General features: G+C 69.5%; 23 protein-coding genes and 2 pseudogenes. 5 read left to right on the plus strand and 20 right to left on the minus strand.

Going from position 1 to position 24492, the window contains the following annotated elements; genetic code table 11:
* The 9 genes from MR1_RS07535 to MR1_RS07575 form a co-directional block, all read right to left on the minus strand.
* A partial coding sequence (locus MR1_RS07535) for a C45 family autoproteolytic acyltransferase/hydolase (protein WP_067244623.1) occupies positions 1–1160 on the minus strand: 1160 nt, incomplete at its 3' end.
* On the minus strand, positions 1157–1801 hold the full coding sequence (locus MR1_RS07540) for an FMN-binding negative transcriptional regulator (protein WP_067244625.1): 645 nt from the start codon (positions 1799–1801) through the stop codon (positions 1157–1159). The genes MR1_RS07540 and MR1_RS07535, both read right to left, overlap by 4 nt.
* Positions 1802–1803: 2 nt before the next feature.
* A complete protein-coding gene (locus tag MR1_RS07545; protein WP_231821073.1) occupies positions 1804–2823 on the minus strand; it encodes a P1 family peptidase in 1020 nt (339 codons plus the stop codon).
* Complete coding sequence (locus MR1_RS07550; protein ID WP_067244627.1) at positions 2820–3587, minus strand: ATP-binding cassette domain-containing protein; 768 nt, start codon at positions 3585–3587, stop codon at positions 2820–2822. The genes MR1_RS07545 and MR1_RS07550 overlap by 4 nt, the downstream gene beginning before the upstream one ends.
* Positions 3584–4579, minus strand: coding sequence for an ABC transporter ATP-binding protein (locus MR1_RS07555; protein ID WP_067244629.1), 996 nt, complete (start codon positions 4577–4579; stop codon positions 3584–3586). Before MR1_RS07555 ends, MR1_RS07550 begins: the two co-directional genes overlap by 4 nt.
* A complete protein-coding gene (locus MR1_RS07560; RefSeq protein ID WP_067244631.1) occupies positions 4576–5460 on the minus strand; it encodes an ABC transporter permease in 885 nt (294 codons plus the stop codon). The genes MR1_RS07555 and MR1_RS07560 overlap by 4 nt, the downstream gene beginning before the upstream one ends.
* Positions 5457–6422 (minus strand): ABC transporter permease, encoded by a 966-nt coding sequence (locus MR1_RS07565; protein WP_067244633.1) that lies wholly within the window; start codon positions 6420–6422, stop codon positions 5457–5459. The genes MR1_RS07560 and MR1_RS07565 overlap by 4 nt, the downstream gene beginning before the upstream one ends.
* A 1-nt stretch (position 6423) precedes the next feature.
* On the minus strand, positions 6424–8034 hold the full coding sequence (locus MR1_RS07570; RefSeq protein ID WP_067244635.1) for an ABC transporter substrate-binding protein: 1611 nt from the start codon (positions 8032–8034) through the stop codon (positions 6424–6426).
* A gap of 53 nt (positions 8035–8087) precedes the next feature.
* Positions 8088–10115: a primary-amine oxidase gene (locus MR1_RS07575; RefSeq protein ID WP_084344436.1), complete on the minus strand. Its 2028-nt coding sequence runs from the start codon at positions 10113–10115 to the stop codon at positions 8088–8090.
* Positions 10116–10255: 140 nt separating this feature from the next.
* On the opposite strand from MR1_RS07575, the gene MR1_RS07580 reads away from it, so the two are divergent.
* The 3 genes and pseudogenes from MR1_RS07580 to MR1_RS20505 all read left to right on the plus strand — a co-directional run.
* Complete coding sequence (locus MR1_RS07580; protein ID WP_084344437.1) at positions 10256–11275, plus strand: LacI family DNA-binding transcriptional regulator; 1020 nt, start codon at positions 10256–10258, stop codon at positions 11273–11275.
* Positions 11272–12423, plus strand: coding sequence for a CaiB/BaiF CoA transferase family protein (locus MR1_RS07585; RefSeq protein WP_067244640.1), 1152 nt, complete (start codon positions 11272–11274; stop codon positions 12421–12423). Before MR1_RS07580 ends, MR1_RS07585 begins: the two co-directional genes overlap by 4 nt.
* A 97-nt stretch (positions 12424–12520) precedes the next feature.
* A pseudogene (locus MR1_RS20505) lies at positions 12521–12637 on the plus strand (IS481 family transposase); the annotation flags it as partial.
* A gap of 29 nt (positions 12638–12666) precedes the next feature.
* Here the strand turns inward: MR1_RS20505 and MR1_RS07590 are convergent.
* From MR1_RS07590 to MR1_RS07635, 10 genes and pseudogenes are all read right to left on the minus strand, one after another.
* Positions 12667–13299: pseudogene (locus tag MR1_RS07590) on the minus strand (DDE-type integrase/transposase/recombinase); the annotation flags it as partial.
* Positions 13296–13664 (minus strand): transposase, encoded by a 369-nt coding sequence (locus MR1_RS20425; protein WP_157517948.1) that lies wholly within the window; start codon positions 13662–13664, stop codon positions 13296–13298. The gene MR1_RS20425 and the pseudogene MR1_RS07590, both read right to left, overlap by 4 nt.
* 298 nt (positions 13665–13962) lie before the next feature.
* Positions 13963–14649, minus strand: coding sequence for a DNA alkylation repair protein (locus MR1_RS07600; protein WP_067244644.1), 687 nt, complete (start codon positions 14647–14649; stop codon positions 13963–13965).
* Positions 14650–14853: 204 nt separating this feature from the next.
* Complete coding sequence (locus tag MR1_RS20040; RefSeq protein WP_067244646.1) at positions 14854–15636, minus strand: class I SAM-dependent methyltransferase; 783 nt, start codon at positions 15634–15636, stop codon at positions 14854–14856.
* A gap of 555 nt (positions 15637–16191) precedes the next feature.
* Positions 16192–17022, minus strand: a complete 831-nt coding sequence (locus MR1_RS07610) for an ABC transporter permease (protein WP_067244648.1) — start codon at positions 17020–17022, stop codon at positions 16192–16194.
* Positions 17019–17966: an ATP-binding cassette domain-containing protein gene (locus tag MR1_RS07615; RefSeq protein WP_067244650.1), complete on the minus strand. Its 948-nt coding sequence runs from the start codon at positions 17964–17966 to the stop codon at positions 17019–17021. The genes MR1_RS07610 and MR1_RS07615 overlap by 4 nt, the downstream gene beginning before the upstream one ends.
* Before the next feature lies 1 nt (position 17967).
* Entirely contained in the window at positions 17968–18744 is a 777-nt protein-coding gene (locus tag MR1_RS07620) for a hypothetical protein (protein WP_067244652.1), read from the minus strand.
* 9 nt (positions 18745–18753) lie between these two features.
* Complete coding sequence (locus MR1_RS07625; RefSeq protein ID WP_067244654.1) at positions 18754–20076, minus strand: vWA domain-containing protein; 1323 nt, start codon at positions 20074–20076, stop codon at positions 18754–18756.
* Entirely contained in the window at positions 20073–21221 is a 1149-nt protein-coding gene (locus tag MR1_RS07630) for an ATP-binding protein (protein ID WP_255218112.1), read from the minus strand. The genes MR1_RS07625 and MR1_RS07630 overlap by 4 nt, the downstream gene beginning before the upstream one ends.
* A gap of 53 nt (positions 21222–21274) precedes the next feature.
* Positions 21275–21511, minus strand: coding sequence for a hypothetical protein (locus MR1_RS07635; protein ID WP_067244714.1), 237 nt, complete (start codon positions 21509–21511; stop codon positions 21275–21277).
* Between the two features lie 410 nt (positions 21512–21921).
* Between MR1_RS07635 and MR1_RS07645 the strand changes: the two genes are divergently transcribed.
* Both MR1_RS07645 and MR1_RS07650 read left to right on the plus strand, forming a co-directional pair.
* Positions 21922–23174 (plus strand): IS3 family transposase gene (locus tag MR1_RS07645; RefSeq protein ID WP_157517950.1). Its coding sequence is split into 2 segments (ribosomal slippage): positions 21922–22204 and positions 22204–23174, totalling 1254 coding nucleotides; the frame shifts between segments, so codons are not numbered across the junction.
* Between the two features lie 55 nt (positions 23175–23229).
* On the plus strand, positions 23230–23475 hold the full coding sequence (locus tag MR1_RS07650; protein ID WP_067244663.1) for a dienelactone hydrolase family protein: 246 nt from the start codon (positions 23230–23232) through the stop codon (positions 23473–23475).
* Between the two features lie 76 nt (positions 23476–23551).
* Here the strand turns inward: MR1_RS07650 and MR1_RS07655 are convergent, their stop codons facing one another.
* Entirely contained in the window at positions 23552–24454 is a 903-nt protein-coding gene (locus MR1_RS07655) for an arginase family protein (RefSeq protein ID WP_217996199.1), read from the minus strand.
* Positions 24455–24492 lie beyond the last annotated feature (38 nt).

Genomic DNA, 24492 nt, shown 5'->3' on the forward strand with positions numbered 1-24492 from the left:
GCGTCGCCCGTCTCGGTCGCGATCCCGGGCGTGAGCGTCGCCGCGGGACGCCGTCCGTGCTCCTCGCTCCGGGCCTCGGCGGCGCCGTCGTCGACACCGATCCGATGCCACGGCGCCTGCGCGACGTCGGCGGGTGCGGCGGCCGCGAAGGCGATCGCGCCGTGCTCGACGTCGAGGGCCACGGTCAGCTTCGTCTCCCAGCGCAGGTGCTCCGGCTGGTCCTGGCGGGCACGGACGGAGATCGGCGCGTCGGGGATGCCGCCGAAGGCCAGGGCCCGCTCGCGGTCGTCCTCGATCCGGGCGAGATCGGCGGCGTCCACCAGGCAGCGGTACCGCGGCACGCTCGTCGTCTCGTACGGCGAGAACTCGCCGGCCGCCAGCTCCTCGTCCAGGAAGTGGTTCGTGTGCGCGAGGACGCCGCCGGGCGTCACGGCCAGCGCGGCCACGCCGGCGGGGGACACCTCGATCGCCGCCGCCTCCGCCCGGTCGCCGTCGAAGGCCACGACGGTGAGCACGCTGGACGCGGCGAGCGGGACGCTCCGGGCCAGGGCCTCCGCCTCGCCCACGGTGGACGCGCGGTCCAGGATCATCCGGGACAGCACGTGCACGGGGACGCCCGCCTGTGTGCCGTCGCTGCGGTGGTGAAGGATGTTGAAGTGCAGGCCGAGTCCGCGGTCGTTGACGCCGATCTTCGCCGGCTGGCCGAACTCGGAGAACGTGACGACGCGGGCGCCGCTCGCGGTCCGCAGGCGCCGCACCACGGTCTCGTTCGAGAGGGTCTCGTGCCAGTCCCACGTCTGGAGCGTGCGGGGCGGACGGGCGCCCGCGGGCACGAACACGATCGTGGAGCACTCCATCGACGGCGTCATCCGAGCCAGCACCTCGGTGCGCGCGGTGAGCAGGTGCACGTCGGCGACCTCCAGGGCGCTCCCCTCCGCGACGCCGTGGAACTCCTCGGCGATCTCGGGCGCCCACGCCTCCACCGCGGCTCGGCACTCGGCGACGACATCGTCGGCCTCCTCGCCCGTGACGCCGGACTGCGCGAACAGGCGCCGGTACGCGTCGCGGGCCTCGTGCAGCTGCGACGCCCAGCGCTCGCCGAAGCGCCGTCCTTCCTCGCGGGGGTCCGCGGTCTCCGAGGTCCACTCGTGGACGATCATCGGTCGCCTCCGATCCGCTCGACGAGCTCGGCGACGTCGCCGTAGGGGCACCCACGCGCGCGGGATGCCGCGGCGACGCGCTCGCGGACTTCCCGCGGCTTGTCCTGGCTGACCTTGAAGACGGCGCGCTGCTCCAGGACCTCGAAGCGGAACGCGACGATCCCGCCCACGATCCGCTCGAACGTCGGCAGCGAGCTCGTCATGTCCCACGCGACGGGCTCGAGGGCCTCGAGCTCCTCGACCGTGCGCGTGACGACGTGCATCCCGTCCTCGGCGCCCTCGAGGACCGTCACGCGGGCGGTCAGGTGCACGGCGGCGTAGTCCCACGTGGGGACGTTGGGGTCGTCCGCGTAGGTCGTCGGGGAGACGTAGTCGTGCGGCCCGGTGAACACGAGCAGCACGCTATCGCCGTCCGCCATCTGCTGCCACTGCGGGTTCTTCCGCGCGACGTGGCCGAGGAGCTCGCCGCCGACGAATCCGCCGTCCTCCGCCATCCGCTCCACGATCACCGGGGTGTGGGTGGCGGTCGGCGCCCCGGCGGCACCGCCGCCGTTGGAGACGATCAGGGCGAACGGGTGACGGCGGACCAGTTCGGTGACCTCGTCCTGCGAGGGCGCGCGGTACTTCTCGAACTCGTACACGATCAGCCCGCCGCGCAGAGGATCGCGTCCCAGGCCGTCTCTCCCGCGAGCGTCGCTACCGCGGTCGAGTTCAGCGAGAGGCGACCGCGGGACGTAGCCGGGTCCGCGGGGAGCGCGACCTCGTCGGTCGTCAGGGCGAACAGCGTGTCGCCGTCGAGCGGGGTGTGGAACGGCTGGATCCCGCGGTGCATCGAGCTGTGCACCTGAAGGCCGAACTGGCGCAGTTCGATGTCGGTGAGCTGCACGTTCGTCACCACCGCCGTGATGGTGGTGTTGCCCGACATCGCGTCGACCAGCCCGGACTCACCGATCGCCTCCTCGTAGTCGCGGGCGGGGTGGCGGCGCTCGCCGGTCGTCGCGTCGTAGTTGCCGCGGACGATCCGGCCCTCGCGGTCCAGGATCACGCCATAGGGGTTGAGCACGGTCACGACGAGGACCTTCACGTCGCCCACCTGTCGGAACGCCACGCCCTGGCCGGTGAACTCGACGCGGGACGGATCCACCTTGCCGGACGACGCGGACGCCCCGCCGCCCACCCGGCCCACTTCGACCACGCCCTGGCGTGCCGCGTCCAGCGCCGCTCGGCCGAGCGCGGCGTCCGGGTAGACGGAGTTGTCCCGCACGGAGTAGTCGTAGATGATCGCGCCCGACACGAGCTGCAGCTCGTCGAAGCCGGAGCGGTGCCCGACGCGGCCGAACAGCGCCTCGGACACGCCGGCGACCGCGGCGAGCCCGTAGACCGAGCCGCCCGCGAGGCAGATCGCGTGGTTGTACCCGTACAGCCCGCTCGCACCGACCGCTCCGCCGCGGCGGTCCGTGAACGTGCGTGCTCCCGCGGGAATGGAGAGCACGGTCGCCCCGGTGGGCCCCTCGGCGTACTCGGCGGTCCCGAGGAGGACCCCGGGGAAGTCGTACTCCACCTGCCCGCGGTCGGTGCCGTGGACGGGGGCGAGGGCGAAGTCGCCGTTCGAGCGCCGGGGGCCTCCGGCGGCGACGGGGGCGAGGCGAGGGGTGTCGGTCACGATGAGAGCTCCTGGAACAGTTGACGCGAATAGGGATGCTGCGGAAGGTCGTAGAAGACGTCGGTCGGCGCGATCTCGACGATCTCGCCCGCGCGCATGACGGCCACGTGGTGTGAGATGTAGCGCACGGCCGCGAGGTCGTGGGAGATGAACAGCGCGGCGAAGCCGTGCTCGTCCTGCAGATCCCGGATGAGGTTGAGGATCTGCGCCTGGACGGACACGTCGAGCGCGCTGACGGCCTCGTCGAACACGAGGAACGACGGGTGGGTCACGAGGGCGCGCGCGACGCTCACGCGCTGGAGCTGCCCGCCGGAGAGCTGGTGCGGGCGTCGAGCGGCGAACGACGAGGGCAGTCCGACCTGCTCGAGCATCGCGATCGCGCGGTCCTCGGTCTCCGTGCTGCGGCGTTCGTGCACGAGCAGCGGCTCCAGCACCGAGGAGAGCACCGTCGACCGCGGATCCAGCGCCCACCGTGGATGCTGCAGCACGGCCTGCATCCGTCCGGCGCGGGAGCGCAGGCTCCGCGCGAGGGGGGCGCCCTGGAACCGGACCTCGCCGGAGTCCGGGCACCGGAGGCCGAGCACGACGGATCCCGTCGTGGTCTTGCCCGATCCCGACTCGCCGACGAGCCCCAGCGTCTGCCCCGGCGCCACCGAGAAGCTCACCTGGGACATGGCGGTCGTCTCACGGCGGCGCGCGCCGACGCCCGAGGCGAAGGAGACGCTGACGTCGACGAGCTCGACGGCGGGGGAGACGGCGTTCATGCGCGGACCTCCTGCGTCACCGGGCGAGGTTCGCCCGGTGACGCGCCGGCCAGCTCCGCCGTACGGATGCACAGGCTGTGTCGCGGAGCCACCGGCGCCGGGCGGCTGATCTCGCACGCGTCGACGCGGAAGGCGCAGCGGGCCGCGAACGCGCAGCCCTCCGCCTCGCCGTGGAGCACCGGCGGCGCCCCGGGGATGCTCGCCAGGCGCTCGCCGCGGCGAGCGCGGGACGGATCCGTCGCGGCCAGAGCACGGGAGTACGGGTGGACGGGGCTGCCCAGCACCTCGGCGGCGCCGCCGCGTTCGACGACGCGTCCCGCGTACATCACCGCCACCTCGTCGCACCAGCGCGCGACGGCGGGGAGGTCGTGGCTCAGCCAGAGGATGGTCGTGCCCTGCTCCCGCGCCTGTGTGAACATCAGCCGGACGACCTCTTCGCGGACCTGGCTGTCCAGGGCGGCGGTCGGCTCGTCGGCGATCAGCAGGGCGGGGCGGCGGCACAGGGCCATCGCGATGGCGACTCGCTGGGCCATGCCTCCGGAGATCTGATGGGGGAACAGGCGCAGGACGCGCGGCGCGTCCGCGATCTGCATCGCCTCCAGCAGCGCGGTCCGCCGCTGCGGGGAATCGTCTTCGCCCACCGCTCGGAGCACCAGGCGCAGCTGGGCGCCGATCCGCATCGTCGGGTCGAGGGAGCCGATCGGATCCTGGGCGACGTAGGCGAGGGTGTCCCGGCGGTAGGCGCGCAGGGCCTCGGGACCGAGGCTCAGCACGTCGATGCCGTCGACGTCGACCCGTCCGCGCACGATCCGGGCGGAGCGCGGCTGGAGACGACCGACCACCGAGGCGAGGGTGGACTTCCCGGATCCGGATTCGCCGACGAGGGCGAGGGAGCTCCCGTCGTCCACCTCCAGGTCGACCCCGTCCAGGGCCCGCACGGTCGTCGTCCCGGTGAACTCCAGGGCGAGGTCGCTGATTCTCAGGGCGGTCATCGGAGGGACCTCGTCTCTCGCGGTTCGAAGCGGTCCCGCAGCCCGTCTCCGATGATGTTGATGCAGAGGATCGACACGACCAGGACGACGCCGGGGACGATGATGAGCTGCGGCGCCTGGGTCATGTAGAGCATGCCCTGCTGGATCAGCAGGCCCAGCGAGGCCTCGGGCACCTGGACGCCGAAGCCGAGGAAGCTCAGGCCGCCTTCCACGAGGATGGCGACGGAGAGCGCGTAGCTGGCCTGGACGGCGATCGTCCCGGCGATGTTCGGCAGCACCCGCCGGACGAGGATCGCGGGGGTCCGTACGCCGCTGATCCTGGCCGACACGATGAAGTCCCGCTCGGAGACGGATCGTGTCGCGAGTCGGACGACGCGGGTCATCAACGGGATCGTGATGACGACGATGCTGATGATCGCCGCGGGCCGGCCGGGGCCGAGCAGAGCGGAGACGAGGATCGCGAGCACGAGCGCGGGGAACGCGTACAGCACATCCGCGACCCGCATGACGACCTCGTTGACCGCGCCGCCGTAGTATCCGGCGACCATGCCGAGCACCGTGCTGACCACGGCCGAGCAGAGGACCGCGACGATCGAGACGACGAGCGTGGTCGCGATCCCCTGGAACAGGCGGGGAAGCAGAGAGCGGCCGAGGTTGTCGGTGCCGAGCGGCGCCGTCACGGACGGACCCTCCAGACGCCCTCCCACCGTGGCGCTCGTGGACCCGGCGAGACCGGTCAGCACCGCGATCACGGTGACCAGGACGATGAGGCTGAGCACGACGACCGCCGTGCGCAGCAGGGCGTCGCTGCGGCGCCAGGCGCCTCGGGACGCCTGGCCGGCGGCGCGGACGCGGTGCACGGCGGTGGGCGCGACGGTCATCGGCGGCTCCCTCCGGTCAGGCGCAGGCGGGGATCCAGCGCGGTGGCGACGAGGTCGACGAGCAGGCTCGCGACGATGAAGACGAGGGCGGCGAGCAGGACGGCGCTCTGCACGATCGCGTAGTCGCGTCGGCCGAGGGCGGTCTGCAGGTACGAGCCCATCCCGGGGATGTCGAAGACGAACTCGACGATCACCGTGCCTCCGAGGAGCACGGCGACGAGGGCGCCGACGATGGTGAGGATCGGGGCGGCGGCGTTGCGCAGCACGTGGTGGCGCACGATGAACGCCGGCGTCTCGCCACGGGCGACCGCCGCCTGGATGTGCGGCTCGACGAGGACGTTCATGACGGCGTCGCGGGTGTTCCGGGCGACGACCGCCACGCAGCCGACCGAGAGGACGGCCACCGGCAGGGCCAGCGAGCCGAAGAAGCGCCCGGGATCGGAGGCGAAGGGCGCGAAGCGGCCGACCGAGACGCCGAGCCCGAGGGCGGAGACGACGAACACGACGAGTCCCGCCAGCAGGAACTCCGGGATGCTGATGCCGAGGGCGCTGATCAGGCGACCGGCCGCCCCGGCGTTGCCCTCGGAGCGCAGAGCGGCCAGGAACCCGAGCGGGATGCCGACGAGCAGCGTGACCACGATGGTCAGCAGCGCGATCGTCGCGGTGACCGGAAGGCGGGCCGCGAACTCCTCCGACACCGAGACGTTGGACACGAACGAGTGCCCGAGGTCGCCGGTGAGGACGCCGACGACCCAGTGGAGATACTGCAGCACCACGGGATCGTCGAGGCCGGACTCGGCCACCGCCTGGGCCCGCTGCGCGTCGGTGGCGAGCGGACCCAGGACGAGGTCGGTGTAGTCGCCCGGCATCAGGCGGACGGACGCGAAGATCAGCACCGAGACCACCAGCAGCGTCAGCAGTGCGGCGCCGATGCGCCGGACGGACCACAGGGCGACGGCCATGTCAGCTCGCGCGGAACGCGGTGAGGTGCCGGAGGAAGTTGCCGTAACCCTCGTCGGTGGTCAGCGTCGGGGACAGCGATCGCGTGTTCCAGCCGATGGTGGACGGCCGCAGCACGAGCGGGATCATCTCGCTCTGCTCGTCCGCCAGGGCGCAGAGGCTGTCGAACGCGGCGGCGCGATCCGCGCCCGGCTCGGTGGCGTACCCGTCGGCGATGAGCGCGTCGAGCTCGTCGGACCCCTTCATGAAGACGGACGAGAACCCGGCGACCTCGGGGTTCCACCACGTCGTCACCATGGCGGGATCCGCGTAGCCGGCGAACCAGCTCAGAGCCAGGTCGAACGACGCCGGGCTTCCGTAGACCTGGTCCGAGTACGTCGCGTAGTCGACCTGCTGGATCTTCACGGTCACGCCGATCTCGGCGAGGTTCTGCTGGATCACCTGAGCGATCTGGGCGAGGACGGGTTCGTCGGTGTACACGACGAGGTCCAGATCGAGGCCGCCGACGCCGTCGATCACGCTCTTCGCCGCGGCGAGGTCCCTCGCTGCGGAGGGGAGATCCTCCGGGGCGCAGGCGTCAGGAAGGCCCGCCGGGGTCACTCCGGTGGCGGCGGTGGATCCCGCGAAGGCGAGCTCGTTGATCGCGGCGCGGTCGATCGCGGAGTTGATCGCGAAGCGCACATCCTGATCCTGCAGCGCCTCGTCGCCGGTGAGCGCGTTGATCATCAGGTAGTGGAAGTCTGTGTTCGTCTGGCCGACGACGGTGACGTCCTTCGCGTTCGCGAGCAGCTCGGCGGAGTCGATCGAGTTCAGCACCGCGAAGTCGGCGGAACCGTCGCGCAGCGCCGCGGCGCGGGTGGCCTCGTCGCCGACGATGTCGATCGTCAGGGACGAGAAGCCGAGGGTGCTCGCGTCAGGGTGGTGCGGGTTCGGGGCGAACGTCCACTCCTCGTCCTGCCGGTGCGCGGTGGCGACGAGCGGGCCGGTGCCGAGCATCTCGGTCGTGATGTCGACCGAGCCCGCCCGGATCTCCGCCATGGGCAGGATCGCGGCGGGGGTGTTGGCGAGGGCCGCGAGGAACGGCGCATAGGGCTCGGAGAGGGTGACCGTGACCTCTCGGTCCCCGGTCGCCTGCACGGAGGCGATCGGTCCGAGCTGGCCCGTCCACGTGGTGGGGTTCTCGAGCAGGCGCTGAAGGCTTCCGACCACGTCGTCGGCGGTCATCGCCCGGCCGTTCGAGAACACCGCGTCCTCGGCCAGGGTGAAGACGTACTCGGTGTCGCTCGGCGTCTCCCAGGATGTCGCCAGTCGCGGAGCCACCTCCAGGTTCTCGTCGATCGTGGTGAGGGTCTCGTAGACGAGCCCCTCGAGCATCCAGGAGCGCGCGGTCGCGGCGCCCTGGGGGTCGAGGCCGCTCGCCTCGGCGGTGTCGTAGTCCACCTGGACGACGAGGTCGCCGCCGGCGTCGAAGGACGCGTCGGCGACGGCGAGGAAGCCGGGGGCCGCCTCGTCCTTGGTCGGGGCGGCGTCCGGCGAGGCGCCGCCGGTACAACCGGTGAGGGCGAGCACGGCGACGGCGAGGATGGCCGCCCCTGCTCGGGCTGCGGTGGTCATGTGGGGTGTTCCCTTCGGGTGGTCGGACGACGCCGGCGGCGGGACGATGCGGCTCACGCCGGGTGCGGCGCCGGGGGGACGGACAGGTGGTGCGGGTGGTGCGCGGTGTCGGCGGCGTGCGCGTGATCGGGGGAGCAGGCGCACGCGGCGGGGGAGGCGGGGACGTCGAGGGTCGGGTTGCGGTCGAAGAAGTCGTGCGGAGTGAGGGTGAACCCGCACGCGTCGACGGGCATGATCGGCCAGTCCTCGGTGCGGGGGAAGTGCGTGAGGCCGAACGTGTGCCACAGAACCAGATCCGCGCCGTCGAGGGAAGCGTCGTCGGCGGCGAAGGCGGGAAGCCCCTGCTCCGGCGCGCTCTGGTTTACCACGTCGCCGGCGGGGTAGCGCTCCTCGGGGTCGTAGGCGGTGACCCACAGGTCCGAGGTGGCGAACCGCGCGCGCGACGCGATGACCGAGTCGGGATGGGCGAGCAGCACGGGCCTGCCCTCCGGCCTCAGGACGTAGGAGGTCGGGCGGCCCAGGCGGTTCCGCGCCGTCGCGCTGCTGACCCGCCACGTCCGGTCGACGGCCGCGTCGGCGCGGCGCCGTCCCTCCTTCTCGCTGCGCAGCGGCGTCCGTGTGAAGCCGATCGCCGTGCCATGGGGGTTGTCCTCGTCACGGGGAAGCGTCTGCACGTCGACCTCGTGGACGACCGCGGGGCCGTCGTCCACGGCCATGTCCAGGCGGGCGCAGAACAGGTGCTGGTGGTACGGCGCGGCGAGCCCGGGGGCGAGCTCGCTCGCGTAGCGGCTGGTGCGCTCGTCATATGCGGCGGTGAAGACGAGCCCGGTGGCCTTCGCCTCGAACGCGATCCTGCCGTCGAGGTAGAGGTACCAGTAGAAGCCGTAGTCGTAGTTGCCGACCGTGACGAAGAACGAGATGACCAGCCGTCGCTGGCGGCGGACATCGCTCGTTCCGGTGAACTGTTCCGTGTGCTTCCACAGGACCCCGGCGTCCTCCTCGTGGATGCAGACCGCCCGGGGCAGGATCTTCACGTTCCCTCGGGCGTCCGCGATCGGCACGTCCAGATAAGTGATGTCGCCGACGCAGTCGCAGCCGAGCTCCAGAGAATTCACGAGGCGGCCGAGCAGGTACTCGCCGGTGTCGAAGTAGTTTTGCCAGAACCGGACCGGGCCCGGGTCCCCGTAGGGCACGAGCATCTCCGCGATGGAGGCGCGGTGCAGGATCGGGCGGACCCGGCCGTCGTCCTCGAAGCCGACGCCGTGCAGGATCAGGCCCTCGCGCATGTCGTAACCGACGCGCACGGTCCACTTCTCCCACGTGATCACGTCCCCGTCGAACGAGAAGCTCGGCCCCTCCGGCTGCTGGATGACGATCGGCTTCTGCGTCGTGCGCTCCGGACCGAACGTGCCCGGCAGGTGATAGTCGGCGGTCTCCTGGGGGATCGGCACGGCGCCGGTGTCGATGACGTCCAGGACCACGCGGGCGCCGAGATCCACGTAGGCGACGAGGCCGTCGATGGGATGCGCCCAGGGCATGGTCTGCGGGGTCGGCTGGTGGTGGCCGAGGACGCGGGCCAGCCGTCGCCCCTGCTCGCCCTCGATCGGGAAGCGCCCGGCGGAGAGCCCCGCGAGGGCGACCGTCGCCGGGTCGTCGATCCCACGGGCGGTCAGCGCCGCGATCCAGCGCTCGTCGGCGCCGATCAGCTCGCGGATCATCGCGTGCTCCTCCTGCAGCAGCGGCACCTGGCCGTCGCGGTCCGGATCGATGTCCGTGTCCCGCGCGATCGTGCCGTCGTCGAGGTCGACGATCAGGGCCCGTGCCCGCCCGTCGTCCAGGTCGAGCAGCTGGACGCGAGCGCGCCGCGGCACGGGGGATCCTGCGGCGACGACGCGACGATCCGGCTCGTCGAGTCCGACGTATGCGATCCGGTGGGTGTCCTCCAGCGCCCCGTTCGCCCGCAGCACCTCGCTCACGCGGCGCAGCTCGTCGGCCGAGAGCGTGGCGTAGGGGGCGCCGGAGCCGTCGCCGAGCTCGCGGGAGCGCTGGACGTGGCCGGACGTGTGGCAGCTGCAGTTCATGGAATCTCCGTCGAATTCGATCTCGGAACGTCGGTGTGCCGGAACGTTCCGGCAAAAGTATGCGATAAGCGTGTTACAGCGCAAGACCCGATCTGTTTCCGACAGATGACGGTGTGCTGGGTGTGGTTAGAATCGGCCGCATGCAAGAGCCACGGCGCGCCCGTTTGATCGACGTCGCTCGGCGCGCCGGGGTCGGGAAGACCACGGCCTCCGATGCGCTGAGCGGTGTCGGGCGGGTCTCCACGGCCACGCGCGAGGCGGTCCTCGCAGCGGCCGCCGAGCTCGGCTACTCGGTCAACACCGCGGCCCGTCATCTGCGCGGCGGATCGATCGGGACCATCGGGATCGTCCTGCCGGAGGTCGTGTCGCGCTCGTCGTACTACATGGCCTTCACGTTCGGCATCGTGACCAGCGCTGCGGCGCACGACATCGACGTGACCATCGTCAGCCCCTCGGTGTCCTCGGGGCGGTCGCGGCCCATCCGTGCGGACGGGCTCATCATCGGCGACCCCCTGTCCGGAGACCCGGGCCTGCCCGCCCTCATGGAGTCCGGGATGCCGATCGTGACCCAGGAGCACCTTCCCGAGGACGTGCCGGGGACGCCGGCGGGCGTCGTCTGGTCGTCGCACGAGGCCGGGATGCGCAGGCTCTTCGCGGAGATCGACGTGACGGGCGCGCGGCACCCGGCGCTGCTGGTCGCGCCGGACGCGACGGACTGGTCGCGGCAGCTGGTGGCCGGCTTCCGTGCGGCCTGCGCGGACCGGGGGCTCGACCCGGTGCTGGCCCCGGTGTCCTTCGAGGCGCCGTGGCTCGCCGTCCGGGAGTCGACGGAGCGGCTGCTGCGGGAGCACCCGGACACCGACGTGATCATCTGCGGCCCCGACTCCAGCGCCATCGAGGTGGTGGCGGTGCTGGGACGTCAGGGGCGGACCATCGGCGAGGACATCACCGTGGTCTCCTGCGTCGATCACCCGTCGCTGCCGTTCCTCTCGCCGTCGATCACGTCCATCGACCTGCGCCCCCGAGAGTCCGGCGTCGCCTGCTCGGAGCTGCTCATCGACCTGCTGGAGGGCAGGGCCGAGCCGGGGACGGACGTCGAGTTCCCCATCTCGGTCGTCGCTCGGGACTCCACGGCCCACCCGTTGCGGGTGCGGGCGTGAGCGCGCCGCTGGACGGCATCGTCGTCGCGGACTTCTCCCGGGTCCTCGCCGGGCCCCTGGCGACCATGACGCTGGCGGACCTCGGCGCCCGCGTCATCAAGGTCGAGCGTCCCGGCACGGGCGATGACACCCGGGCGTGGGGTCCGCCGTATGCCGACTCCGGTATGACGACCTATTTCGAGTCGGCCAACCGCGGCAAGGAGTCGGTCGCCCTCGACCTCACGGACCCCGGGGACCGGGATCGAGCGCACGAGCTCATCGCCCGCAGCGACGTCGTGATCGAGAACTTCCGCCCCGGGCTGTTCGCGGCGCTCGGCTTCGACTGGGAACGCCTGTCCGAGGACCACCCCGGTCTCGTCTACGCGTCCGTCAGCGGCTTCGGACTCGGCGAAGGGGCGGCCCTTCCGGGCTACGACTTCGTCGCGCAGGCGGTGGGCGGGCTCATGCACATCACCGGCGAGGCCGGGGGCGACGCCATGAAGGCCGGCGTCGCCCTGGTGGACGTGCTCACGGGCAAGGACGCCGTCATCGGCATCCTCGCCGCGCTCCGGCGTCGAGAGCGGACCGGGCGCGGCTCGAAGATCGAGGTCAACCTCCTGTCGAGCCTCCAGGCCGCCCTGGTGAACCAGGTGTCCGCGCACCTCGGCGCGGGGGTCGAGCCCGGGCGACTCGGCAACCGCCACCCGTCGATCGCGCCGTACGAGTCGTTGCAGTGCGCGGACGCGCCGATCGCCGTGGCCTGCGGGAACGATGCGCAGTTCGCCCGGATGACGCAGGAGCTCGGCCGGCCCGAGCTCGCGGCCGACCCGCGCTTCGCCAGGAACCCGGACCGGGTCCGGCACCGCGTGGCACTGGTCCAGGAGCTGGAGTCCGCGCTGGCGGAGGGCCCGGCGGGGGTCTGGGCCGAGCGTCTGAACCGAGTGGGCGTGGCCGCGGGTGTCGTGAACACGATCGGAGAGGGGATCGCGCTGGCGGAACGGCTGGGCCTGGAGCCCGTCCAGGAGGCGCGAGGCGCGGACGGGCGGCGCTCGCGCCAGATCCGTTCGCCGCTCCGGTGGACGCCGGAGATCCCCGTCCGGCCGGCGGCACCGCCACGCCTCGGCGAGCACGATCCGGCCATCCGCGCCTGGCTGGACGCGCCCCGCTAGGGTGTTCTTCCCCGGCAGGTTGTGAACGTGTGAGATAGGCGAAGACCTCCGGGACGATGTGGGTACCACCCTCACATCGGATTCCACGGAGGTCTTCGTGACTCACGCTAACGCGCCTTTGACGCCGGAAGGGCGTCGTCGGCTCGCTTCCTCGATCGTTGATGATGGCTGGGCCGTCAGAAGAGCCGCGGAGCTGAAGAAGCTCTCCATGGCGGCATTGTCGCCTGCCGCGCCGACTCTGCCCATCGATCCGGTCATGCGGTGATGGGCGATCTCGCGCAGGAACTTCCGGCTTCGAAATTGACTGCCCCTGTCGCTGTGGACCACGCAGCCGGCGACGTCGCCGCGCAGCGCGACGGCGTTGGCCAGTGCCCGGACGGCCAAGCTCGATTTCATCCGAGAGTCGATCGAGTAGTCGACGATCTTGTTGCTGAAGACGTCCTTGATCGCGCAGAGGTAGAGCTTGCCCTCGCCGGTGCGGTGCTCGGTGATGTCGGTCAGCCAGAGCCGGTTCGGTGCGTCCGCAATGAACTCGCGTTGCACGAGGTCGTCGTGAACGGGCGGGCCGGCCTTGCGGCCCCCCCCGCGGGCGCGTTTCTTGCCGAACGCCGACCACCAGCCGTTGGCCGACGCGATCTTCCACGCGGTCCGGTCGGCCATCGGCTGTCCGGCTTCGCGGGCTTCGTCGGCCAGGAAGCGGTGTCCGAACTCGGGGTCGTCGCGGTGCGCGTCGAACAGCGCGTTCGCGCGATACGCCTCCACCAGTTCCGACTCGGTGATGGGCTGTTTGAGCCAGCGGTAGTAGGGCTGGCGGGCGAGCTTGAGGACCCGGCACGTCACCGTGACAGGGATCCCGTCACAGGCGAGCTCTTTCACGAGCGGGTAGAGCCTTTTCCCGGCAGGTGCGCTTGCGACAGATACGCCATCGCCCGGCGCAGCACCTCGACCTCCTGCTCCAGCAGCCGGTTGCGCTGACGCAGCTCGCGGACCTCGGCGTCTCGATCACCCGGCGACGGAGTACCGGTTTCGGCGGCGGTCTTCTCGGCGCGCGAGCGGGCGAGCCACTTCGTGAGCGTCATCGGGTGAACCCCAAAGTCAGCGGCGACCCGCTCGATCGTCACGCCGGGCTCCCGGTTCTCCGCGACGCGCACCACGTCGTCACGGAACTCCTTCGGATAGGGCCTAGGCACGAAGGCATCCTTCCAGGCCCACCCCCACGGGCAAGCCAGATCAGATGTCACCTACTCGTGCAGCAGTCCCAAACTCCGGGGGATAGGGACGTGGCATGGGCATGAGCCTTCCGGATCAGGCCACCAGTTAGCCACCGAAACTGGAACCCTTTCCGTGGGGCAGGTCACAAACCACACAGGCCACTCGGCGACCGCCATCAGCCATAGAACAGGATGCCCCCGGTCGGCTACCGCCAAGCTCGATGCATAGAACAGCTAGCGTCTCACCGTGGTCGAGATTGCAGCCACGGCCGCGGAGCTGGCTATGGGTTCCCACTCGGGACGGCTACGCGTGAGCATGCGAAGCGCCTTATAGCGCCTTCTGCACATGGTCGGGTAACAGGTAGGTGGCGAGTCGCAGTGTTGGGCGGCTCATTCGATTCTTGTGCTTGTCGAGGAAGTCGAGGAGGCGCTGCTGATCGATCTTGCCGACCTCCCTCAGTGCGGTTCCGAGGGGCTTGGTGACGATCTCGCTGGGGTCGTCGAGGAGCAGTTCTGCTAATGCGATCGGGTCGTCGAGGTTGCTTTGGCGGATCAGCCAGAACGATGCGGTGATCGCCGTTCGTCGCTCGATCGGGGCTTCGGATCGTGCGAGGTCGAAGAGGGGCTGGCGTGACTTGTCGAGGAGGTACCACCCGACCACCCGCGGAGCCGCACGGTCGACGAGATCCCAGATGTTGATGAACTCGTGGTGACTCATATAGGTGTCGTAGAGGCGGCGTCGTTCGTCGTCGGGTAGACCGCGCCGTCGTGTTTTGAAGTCGAGGACTGACACGCCGACCATCCGCATCTCGTACCAGGGACTGGACAGCAGTTCTGGAACGTGGTGAAGATCGAGGTCGGTCCACTCCTTCGCCGTGTCGAACACGTCCTTCATGCGCACGCCGATCGCATCTAGGCCGCTGTCGGCTGGCAAGCGTCGAACGATCTTGTCCTTCTCGGTTGCGCTCTGCAGGCCAACCAGTGCGTCATGGACCTGACGTTGAGGTCGTGTCATCGTGTTCCTTTCTTCGTAGGGATCGGGACGAGATTTGCGGGGAGCGCCAGCAGCCCGGCCTTCACCTGTCGATATCGGTGAAGCCGTACGCGTGTGCCAGGTGTCGCTCGACCAAGAACCCGTTCCCACGTTATCTTTCGAGCCGCGGATGAGCGCGACTGTGCTCGCTCGATGAAGCGTGGCGATTCGGAGATCGCCGGCATATCAGGTGACGAGCCCACGGCCGAGCAGGTGGATGGAGAGATGCGGCGCGTGCCGCTCCGCGATCCGGGCGGTGCGAATCGCATAGTCGTTCAGCCCGGTATCCTCCCGCGCGGCTGCGCCGAGTGGTCCCTCGATCCCGAGGACTTCGATATCACGCAGGTTGGCCGCCTGAAGCTCTGTTTCGAACTCCGCAGGGTCATGGTTGTACGAGACCCGGTCAAAGTCAGTGCCGTTAGGATCATTTCCCCCGCTCAGCACGGCCTCCAGATGCCGTTGGATCTCCGCATCAGCGAGCTCGCCTCGGGAGGCGCGCACTGCAGGCTTCGCCCACTTGGACATCGCCGCAGCGATCACCTGCCCGCCAGAACGACAGACTCGGGTTGCTTCGGCTAGGGCACGCTGACGGTCTTCGGCGAGCGGGAGGTGATAGAGCGGACCCATGAGCAGAACGGCGTCTACGCTGCCAGTCGCCTGCGGCAACTCGCGTGCGTCACCCGGTTCCGCGTTGATCCCCTTTGCCCGTGCCTGCTCGACATGCTTGGTCAGGAGATCGATCACGAGGACGCTATACCCGAGCGAACTGAGCCACTGCGCGTATCGACCCGACGCGCCACCTACGTCGAGGATTGTCGCAGGCGCATTCGGCAGCCAGCGACGGAGCAATTCGCAGGTGCGATCCCATTCCACGAAGTTCTGGGGCAAGACCATGCGGGCATCTTCATCACCTTCCTGATACAGGCCGCGGAGCACCTCATCGGCGTCAGTCATTGCGTCTTCGATCACTGCCATCCTTCTCGATATGCGATGACGTTCACGGTCCGGCTCTTGCTCGTGCTGCATCGACGAACTCGCTATGAATGCCGGTCCGAAGCGGTGCATGCCTGTCACAGGGGGCAATCGCACCGCTGTTCGCCAGGAAGACACCAACGTGTACAAGTTTGGTGTGTGAAGTGGGCTTGATGTCAACACTCGATATTCCGAGAGGGAATGGGCGATATGGTAACGAATTTCCAAACGCCGTGACGAATAGTAACGACCCCAGAAGAACGTCCCTGCGATCATCGGCAGCCGCGAGGCTGTAGCCGTCGCTGACCTCCGAACTGCGAGACGAGTAACGGGAGCGCGACGCCCCGCGAGGAGCAGCTCGCCGAGAAGCCGCGCACCGCTGTAGCAGGCATGGACAGTGCCGGTCCTGGCGAGAACAGGAGCGAATCGCCTACTTCGTCTTCGATCCGACAGCGCGAACCGAGTCACGGTGGTGGACATGATGGGGTCAGCGCACGCGGGCCATCCGCGGGTGGAGGCACACGACGATGGCGTGAGGACGCATCGTCACCTCTACGCGGCGAGGTACCGGTACCGCCGGGCTGCTAGGGGGAGGAACACGGCGATGAGGACGAGGGGCCAGGCGATGGCGAGGAGTGTCGCGTTCTCGGCGGCCCATGATGTCGATGTCGTGATGCCGGGATTACCGAAGAGTTCGCGCGTGGCAGTGACTGTGGCGGAAAGTGGGTTCCACTCGGCGATGACCCCGAGCCAGGCCGGCATCTGGGCAGGGAGGACGAAGACGTTGGAGATCATCGTCAGCGGGTAGATGGGCGCGAGGGCGACGCTCGCGAGGTCGGGCGACCGCAGCGCGAGGCCGAGGTAGATGCCGACCCACGCGAGCGCGTAGCGGAGAAGCAGCAGGAGCCCGATCGCCGCGAGGGTCTGCCATACGGTTCCGTTGGCGCGCCAGCCGACCAGCAGTCCGCAGGCGAGCAGGGCGATCAGTTCGAGGACGGATGCCGCAAGGTCGGCGAAGCTTCGGCCGGTGACGACGGCGGCGCCCGACATGGGAATCGTGCGAAACCTGTCCGTGATGCCCTTGGCGGTGTCGGTGGTGACGGAGATGACGGTCTGGGCCATGCCGAGCGCCATCGTCATCACGAACAGCCCTGGCATCAGGAACTCGCGGTAGTTGCCGCCGTCGGGCAGCGTGATCGCGCTCCCGAACACGTACCCGAACATGATCACCATGACGATCGGGAAGAGGAGGTTGCCAACAAGTCGTGACGGTTGCTGGCGAAAGTGGGTGAGGTATCTGCGGGCGACGATCAGGCTGTCGTGCAGAGCCCACCGCGACGGCGAGCCGGGGGCCGTTGCGGTGAGGGGGGCGAGCGAGGTCATGCTGTCTTCTCCTCCCGATCGGTGAGCTTGATGAACACGTCGTCGAGGGTCGGCTGGCGCAGGGCGACGTCTTCGGGGTCGATGCCTGCCTCGTGGAGTTGCCGCATGGTGGTGCTCAGGCTGTGGAACCGTTCGGGAGCGGGCGCGCTGACGCGGCGACGGTGGAGGTCGATGCCGGGGTCAGTGCCGGTCGCGGCAGCGACGATGCGTGCGGCCGCATTCGTCTGTTCCTCGTCGCGGAGTGCGAGTTCGATCCGGTCACCCCCGACGCTCTCTTTGAGTTCGCGGGGTGTGCCGCGCGCGATGATCGTCCCGCTGTCGATGACGGCGATCTGGTCGGCGAGGTGATCGGCCTCATCGAGATACTGAGTCGTCAGTAGAACGGTTGTTCCAGCGGACACGAGTTCTCGGATGTCGGTCCAGACCTCGGCGCGCGTGCGTGGATCGAGACCGGTGGTCGGCTCGTCGAGGAAGAGCACACGTGGCGCGAGGATGAGGCTGACAGCGAGGTCGAGGCGACGCCGCATCCCGCCGGAGTAGCCGCCTGCGGGTCGGTCGGCGGCGTCGTGGAGTGCGAACCTGTCGAGCAGTTCGTCTGTTCGCTGGCGCGCCTGTCGTCGGTCGAGGTGGTAGAGCCGGGCGAACATGTCGAGGTTCTGCCGTCCGGTCAGGATCTCGTCGACGGCCGAGAACTGTCCGGTGAATCCGATCGCGGCGCGTACTCGGCCGGAGTCTGTCGTGAGGTCGTGTCCGGCGATGCTGGCGTTGCCGGAGTCGGCTTTCAGCAGCGTGGCGAGAATGCGCACCGCCGTGGTCTTTCCCGCACCATTGGGGCCGAGCAGCCCGCATACCGTTCCTTCGTCCACGGAGAGCGTGAATCCGTCGAGCGCCCGTTTCTTTCCGTAGGTTTTGCGGAGGTCGGTGGCGCTGATCATCGCGGTCATGTCAGTTCCTTTCTTCGGGTGGTTTCGGGGCGCTCGGGCCGCTGAGCGCTCGGAGCACGGCGGCGTGTTCGGCGGTCGTGCCGGCGTCGCGGGCGTGACGGGCGTCGTCGGGTGTGAATCCGGCGACGACCCAGGCAGGGACTTCCGTTCGGGGGATGCCTGCGTCCCACCACTGCCGGAGGAGTTCGAAGCCGTCGTGGCCGGCTTCAGCGAGGGTTGATGCTTCGGAGGGGGTGAAGCCGATGCTGTGGCACACGGCGGCCTGTGCCGGGTCGAGGCCGGTTCTGGCCCAGGGCACGGCCGTTGCGGCATCGCGCCATCCGGCGTCGAGGTAAGCGCGTCCGGTCGCGACAGGAACTCCGGAGCGGAGCAGCGCCCGCATGGTCGCGGACTGTTCGCCGGTCAGCGTGTCCGACTTGCGAGGGCGGTGTCCGAGCAGGGTCCGCCACCAGCGTCGGGGGCGTGGTCGTTCTCCGGCGAGGTGTCGCTCTGCGGCCTCGGTGTGGCTGTAGCCGAGTTCGTGCCATTGCACGGCGTCGCGGGGTGTCATCCCGGCGCGCAGCAGCGGTTGCACGGTGTAGGGGGTGAGGCCGGCGGTGCGCCAGGCGTACGCGTCGCCGGGGGTGTAGACGCCGCTGTCGCGCCAGCGTTCGGCGGAGCTCAGCAGGAATCCGTTGTCGATCCAGCCGCGTGCTTCGGCCACGGTGAAGCCGCGCTCGGTCCAACGGTGGAGGTCTTCGGGCTCGGGGTCGGGATGGTCGTCGTAGGCGATGGTCATGGGTGCTCCTTATGCAGTGGCAGGGAGGGCGATGACATGTGCCCATCCAGGTGGAGGTGCCTCGGGGTGGTAGCCGGGGCCCGGTTCGACCAGGCCGATCACGACCGGCACGGGCGGGCGGTGGTCCGGCCACGGGGTTTGCCCGTCGGTGAGGACAAGGATCAGATCGGGCCGGGGTCGCAGCGTGAGCGCGGCGCTGATGCCCTCGCGCATATCCGTGCCGCCGCCGCCGAGCAGCTCGATGTCCTCTGCGCGGCGGATGGTCTGGACGGGGTGGGCGTTCAGGTCGCAGCAGATCACGTGCAGCCGCCGGCTCGGTCCGCTGGCGCGGGCGATGATCGCCGTCACTTCGGCGAGGAAGCCGGTCAGGATCGCGGGGGTGATGCTGCCGGAGGTGTCGATGACCAGCGCGATCACTGGTGCAGGAGCGACCATCGCAGGCATCACGATGCCGTCGACGGCCGGCCTGCGGGAGGGACGGCTATAGGAGAAGTCCACCCGGCCTGCCGCCTGCCGCGCTCCGCGGCGCAGCATCGCGCCGAGCTCGGCGCGCCAGTCGACGGCGGGATGCAGCCTCTCGCTGGCCCAGCGTCGCCAGCCGCCGGGAATCGTGGCTCGCGCGGCCGAGCGGGTTTCGATCTCGCGGGCGACGGCCAGTTCGAGGATGTCGCGCTCGGTCTCGCTGAGCCCGTCGCCACTGGCCGAGTCCTCGTAGTCGTGCGGGATCCCGTCCGCCGCGCTGCCGCAGTCGATCAGTTCGGCGAGCCGTCGCCCACCCTTGCTGTGGGCAGTGTCGAGAACCTCGATGAGTGACATGTACTCCTCGGCCAGTCGTCCCTCGGGCAGCCCGAGTGCGCGTGGCGAGATGATCCCGGCCGGTGAGTCGAGTCCTGCCGCTTCGAGGTCGTCGTTGACCTCGGCGTCCGCGGCCTGGTTCCACTGCCGTGCGAGGGAGTCCGGCGCACCCGCCTCGCCGGCGGCATGCGTGCTTGGAGCGCTGGCTGACATCGGGGAGCGGGTCGCGTGATGGCGGACAAGATGCCCGATGTGGTGCAGCAGCCACCAGCCGACCACCGGCGGGGCCGTCGCGAGCGTCGTGCCGGGATCGAGGTGGACGTTCCAGCGGGTGTCGGCCGGGAACGCCCGGAGGTCGTCGTCCGGGACGGGCTCGCCGGTCTCTTCGTCCACGTACGGTTCCAGCACGACCGGTCGGAGTGCGAACAGCGCACTTGCGAGGTATGGCGCCTGTGCTGCGGCCCACAGCCGCGCCTCGGCGAAGCGGGCCAGCACTTCGGGTGTGCGCGCAGGGTCGGTCGGAGCCGGGCCGGTCATGGCATGAGTCCTGCCGTGCGAAGGATCGGGGCGAGCTCGAGCATGGCCGTGGGCAGGTTCGCCCCGGCTGGCCGCTGGGAGGCGAGGGCGCGGGCGGAGGTTGCGGCTACGTCGGGCGTGGTCTTGGCAACCCGAGCGATCACGTCCCATGCGCGCTCCCATGCCGACTCGCTCGCGTCCGCGTGAACGTGGGCGACGACCGCGCCGAGCAGCGCGTGCAGGTGGTCGGGCCGGTCCGGCAGTGGCGCGTGGGGGTCGTTCAGCACCGACTCAGGGTCGGGCAGGTCGAGCGTGCGCAGCCAGGACAACGCCTCGAACCCTGCCGCCTCGCCGACTGCGCCGATCACCAGCGCGGCGATCGTCGCCTCGTCGCTGGCATTCGCAACCCCGGCGGCCAGGCCGCGCGCGGCCATCTCCCAGGTCCGAGGGCTTGGCCAGCTCCGCCCCGCCCGCTCCGGCGAATCCGGCACGGCAAGCACCAGCTCCGGCCGGATCCGCAAGAATGCACCGATCTGCGCCTTCGCTGTCGCGATCTGCCCAGACGTCGGCGCGGCGACGGAGGCAGCATCGGCGACCGCGAACCCGTGAGCGAATCCCTCAGCGACCCCGGCGGCCTCGATCTGCCAGTCCAGATGCACGAGCCGGTTTGCCAGCGGCGCGGACAGCTCCCAGCCGTCCGCGGCGACACTGGGCGGGTTCGCTGCGGCGACGACACGCACGCCCTCCGGGAGCACAAGATCGCCCACGGCGCGTTCCAGGACAACGCGGAGCATCGCGGCCTGCACCGCGGGCGGTGCCGTGGTCAGCTCGTCCAGAAACAACAACCCGGACCCCGCCGCGGCCAGTCGTTCGGCCCATCGTGGCGGCGCGAACCAGGTCCCGTCATCGCGGATGACGGGGAGACCGGAGAAGTCGCTCGGTTCGCGGATCGAGCCGACCACTACCTCGATCGGCATTTCCAGCTGCTCAGCAAGCGCCATGACGGCGGAGGTCTTGCCGGTCCCTGGCGCACCCCACAGCAGGACAGGGAGGTTCGCCCTCACTGCCAGTGAAAGGGCCGAACGCACGGTCTCGTTCTTGGTCATGAGGTCCTCCTTCATATGCGTGCGGGCAGCACGAAACCTCCCGTTTTCGGGCGTGCTGATCTACGGTGGCTGAGGCTGCTGCTCAGCCACCTGCGGTGGCGCTGGCTAGAGGTCTACTTCTGGCTGCCGAACAGACCTCTGCCGCCGTACTTCTTGTGGATGGCCTGCTTGGACACGCCCAACACATCCGCGATGTCGACCCAGGTCGCTCCCTGGTTGCGGGCACGGCGCACCAGCACTGCCTCCACACGCTCCATCTCCTTGCGAACCTGCACGGTCGCATCCAACCCGACCAGCGGGTCCTCGCTCGCCGTCGCCCGGGCTAGCGCCGTCAACTGCTCCACGTCCATGCGGTCAACCATAATTGACCGCTTGACCGAAGTCAATCTGGATTGACCGATGCGCTGGGGGTGGAGGGCTGCGCTCGGCATGGGACGGTATCGACCGGGGCGCCGACCCTCCGGAAGGTCGACGTCGAGCGCTTCTCCGACGCAAGCCCTCGCCAAGAGGGCGGCGGCCCCGACCTCAGAGCATTTCGGGTGAGGATGCCAAGTCACCACAAGGTCCAAAACCTGGACGAACGAGCATCACGTCGGCTCATCAGAGCATTGAAGGCTCAGTAGTCCACTCCATACGGTTGCTTTGAACATCACGATCGAACTGAGCACAGAAGGCAGGGTGTGGGCATGGTGGCTGACGGCAGAGGCATTGAGTCGCCCCGGCATGTCCGGAGACATGATTCCTTGGAAGGATCTGTCTCATGGGACGTCCCAGTAAGTATCCGCGCGAGCTTCGTGAGCGCGCTGTCCGCATGGTCGCCGAGCTGCGGCCCGATTATCCGAGCGAGTACGCCGCGATGACCGCGACCGCGCAGATGCTCGGCATCGGGTCGCCCGAGACGATCCGGACCTGGATCCGCCGGGGCCAGGTCGACGCCGGCGAACGCCCCGGCGTCACGACGGAGGCGTCGGAGGAGATCAAGCGACTCAAGCGGGAGAACGCCGAGTTGCGTCGCGCCAACGAGATCTTGAAGGCGGCCTCGGCTTTCTTCGCGGCCGAACTCGACCGGCCACAGAAGCGATAGTCACGTTCATCGAGGACCACAAGGACCGTCGAGACGGCGGGTTGCGGTGGGGTGTCGAGTCGATCTGCGCCGTGCTCACCCAGCACGGTGTGAAGATCGCCCCATCGACCTACTACGACGCCCGAGGCCGCGGCCCGTCGCCTCGCGAGGTGTCGGACGAACGGTGGAAGCCGATCATCCTCACGACGTGGCAGCAGCAGCGGCGTGTGCTTGGCGCCCGCAAGCTCTGGCTGAGGCTCCGTCGCGACGGGCACGACATCGCCCGCTGCACGGTCGAACGGCTGATGCGGGAGCTGGGGATCGCCGGCGTCGTACGCGGGAAACGCAAGCGCCCCGTGGACACGGCGCTGCGGGAGAGCAGGCCGGCTGACCTCGTCGACCGGCACTTCTGGCGGTTCCGCACGAACCAGCTCTGGGTCGCCGATTTCACTTACGTCTGGACGTGGTCCGGATGGGTCTACGTCGCCTTCGTGTTCGACGCGCACTCCCGCCGTATCCTCGGCTGCCGCGCCGCCACCTCGATGACGACACCGCTGGTGCTGGACTGCCTCGACATGGCGCTGTGGACCCGTCGCCGCGAGGGAGTCGCCGGGTTCGCAGGGCTGACACACCACACCGACGCGGGCAGCGTCTACACCTCGATCGCCTTCACCGACCGGCTCATCGACGAGGGCATCGACCCCTCCGTCGGGTCCGTCGGCGACGCGTACGACAACTCCCTCGCGGAATCGCAGATCGGGCTCTACAAGTCCGAACTCATCCACCACGAGGGCCCGTGGCGGGACGTCGATCACGTCGAAGCGGGAACCGCGTCCTGGGTGCTCTGGTTCAACAGCGAGCGTCCGCACGGCTCGATCGACGACCTCACGCCGCTCGAGGTCGAGCAGCTCGACTACGCTCGCAACGAACCGGTCGAACAAGCCGGCTGACACCAGCAAACAGCTCTCCGGACATGCCGAGGCGAGTCAGTCGGTCACCTCGCCGGTGCTTGCGCTGTTCGGCGGCTCCGACCCGCTCATCCCGGTCACGGAGAGTGTCGCGGCGTACGCGGAGAACCTCGCCGCGCTTGATGGCGTGAGTCACGGGCTCGCCGTGTTCCCGCGCGCGAACCACGGCCTGTTCGTCCCCGACACTGCGCCAGGCGGCAACGCTGGACAGCTGGCCGCAGGAGTTCTTCCGATGATCGCGAGTTTCCTTACCGACGCCCGCGTGCGGCAACCTTCCTCGTGACCTTGAACCCGAGCCTGGTCGGCGAGGCGGGACGTCAATCTGCGGAGGCTCGGACGGCCGCCTCATCGTGAGTGGGCTACGTGCGTCTGGTGAGCGACCGCGCGAGTAGATCGGTGATTCGGTGGCCGTGGATGAGGTCGGGATCGAGGTCGGGATCGTAGATCGTCAGGTCCAGACCGATGAAGCGCTCAGACGCGGTGAGTGGTCCCAGGATGAGTGCAAGTTGGTCAAAGCTGAGTCCTCCCGGCTCGGGACTATCGACGGCCGGCATCAGGTCTGGGTCGATGACGTCGACGTCCAGATGAACCCAGAATCCGCTGAGGCCGGGACGCTCGACGACGCTCAGGGCTTCTCGTACGGCGTTCTCGGTATCAGCCGCCGTGGTGACGGCATCGATGACCATCACCCCGTCTGCTGCCGCGTCGCCAGCGAACTCGTCGCCCGGGCGCGAGCCGATCGACACGACATCGGACGAACGCAAATACGGACCCCGGCCGTCTAGGTTCGCCAGTGCCCCGCCAAGGCCCGTCACCAGCGCGAGGCTCTCGCCGCCCGCGGATCCCACCGAGTCGCTGTTTCCCGGGTGTCGGTAGTCGAGGCCGTCTATGCTGATCAGACCGTACGGTCCGCTGCGATTTAGAGCGAGCCCAATGCCGATGAGGATGCTGCAGTCGCCGCCCAGCACGACAGGGAGGCCCCGGTTGGCAATGATCGACTCAAGCCGTTCCGCCAAACGTCGTGAATGATCGGCGATCGTCGCCTCGTTGCGTACCGCACCCGCGACGCGGCCAGGGCGATACCGTCCTGGCGTCACGACTCCGCCGTCTTGCGCGCCGAGCACGTTCAGGAGCCCCGTGTCTCGAAGCGCCCCGGGCGCCTTGTAACAGCCTGGCACAGCCCCTTCCTCGGGAGGGCGCAGTCCAAGATTCGACGGCGCGTCCACGACGACAAACCGCCGCGTGACTTCGGGCATCGGCATCCGTTCTCCTGACCTACGCATACGAGGGCTTCTCACGA

The sequence above is a fragment of the Microbacterium resistens NBRC 103078 genome, assembly GCF_001552355.1.
Lineage (GTDB): Bacteria > Actinomycetota > Actinomycetes > Actinomycetales > Microbacteriaceae > Microbacterium > Microbacterium resistens.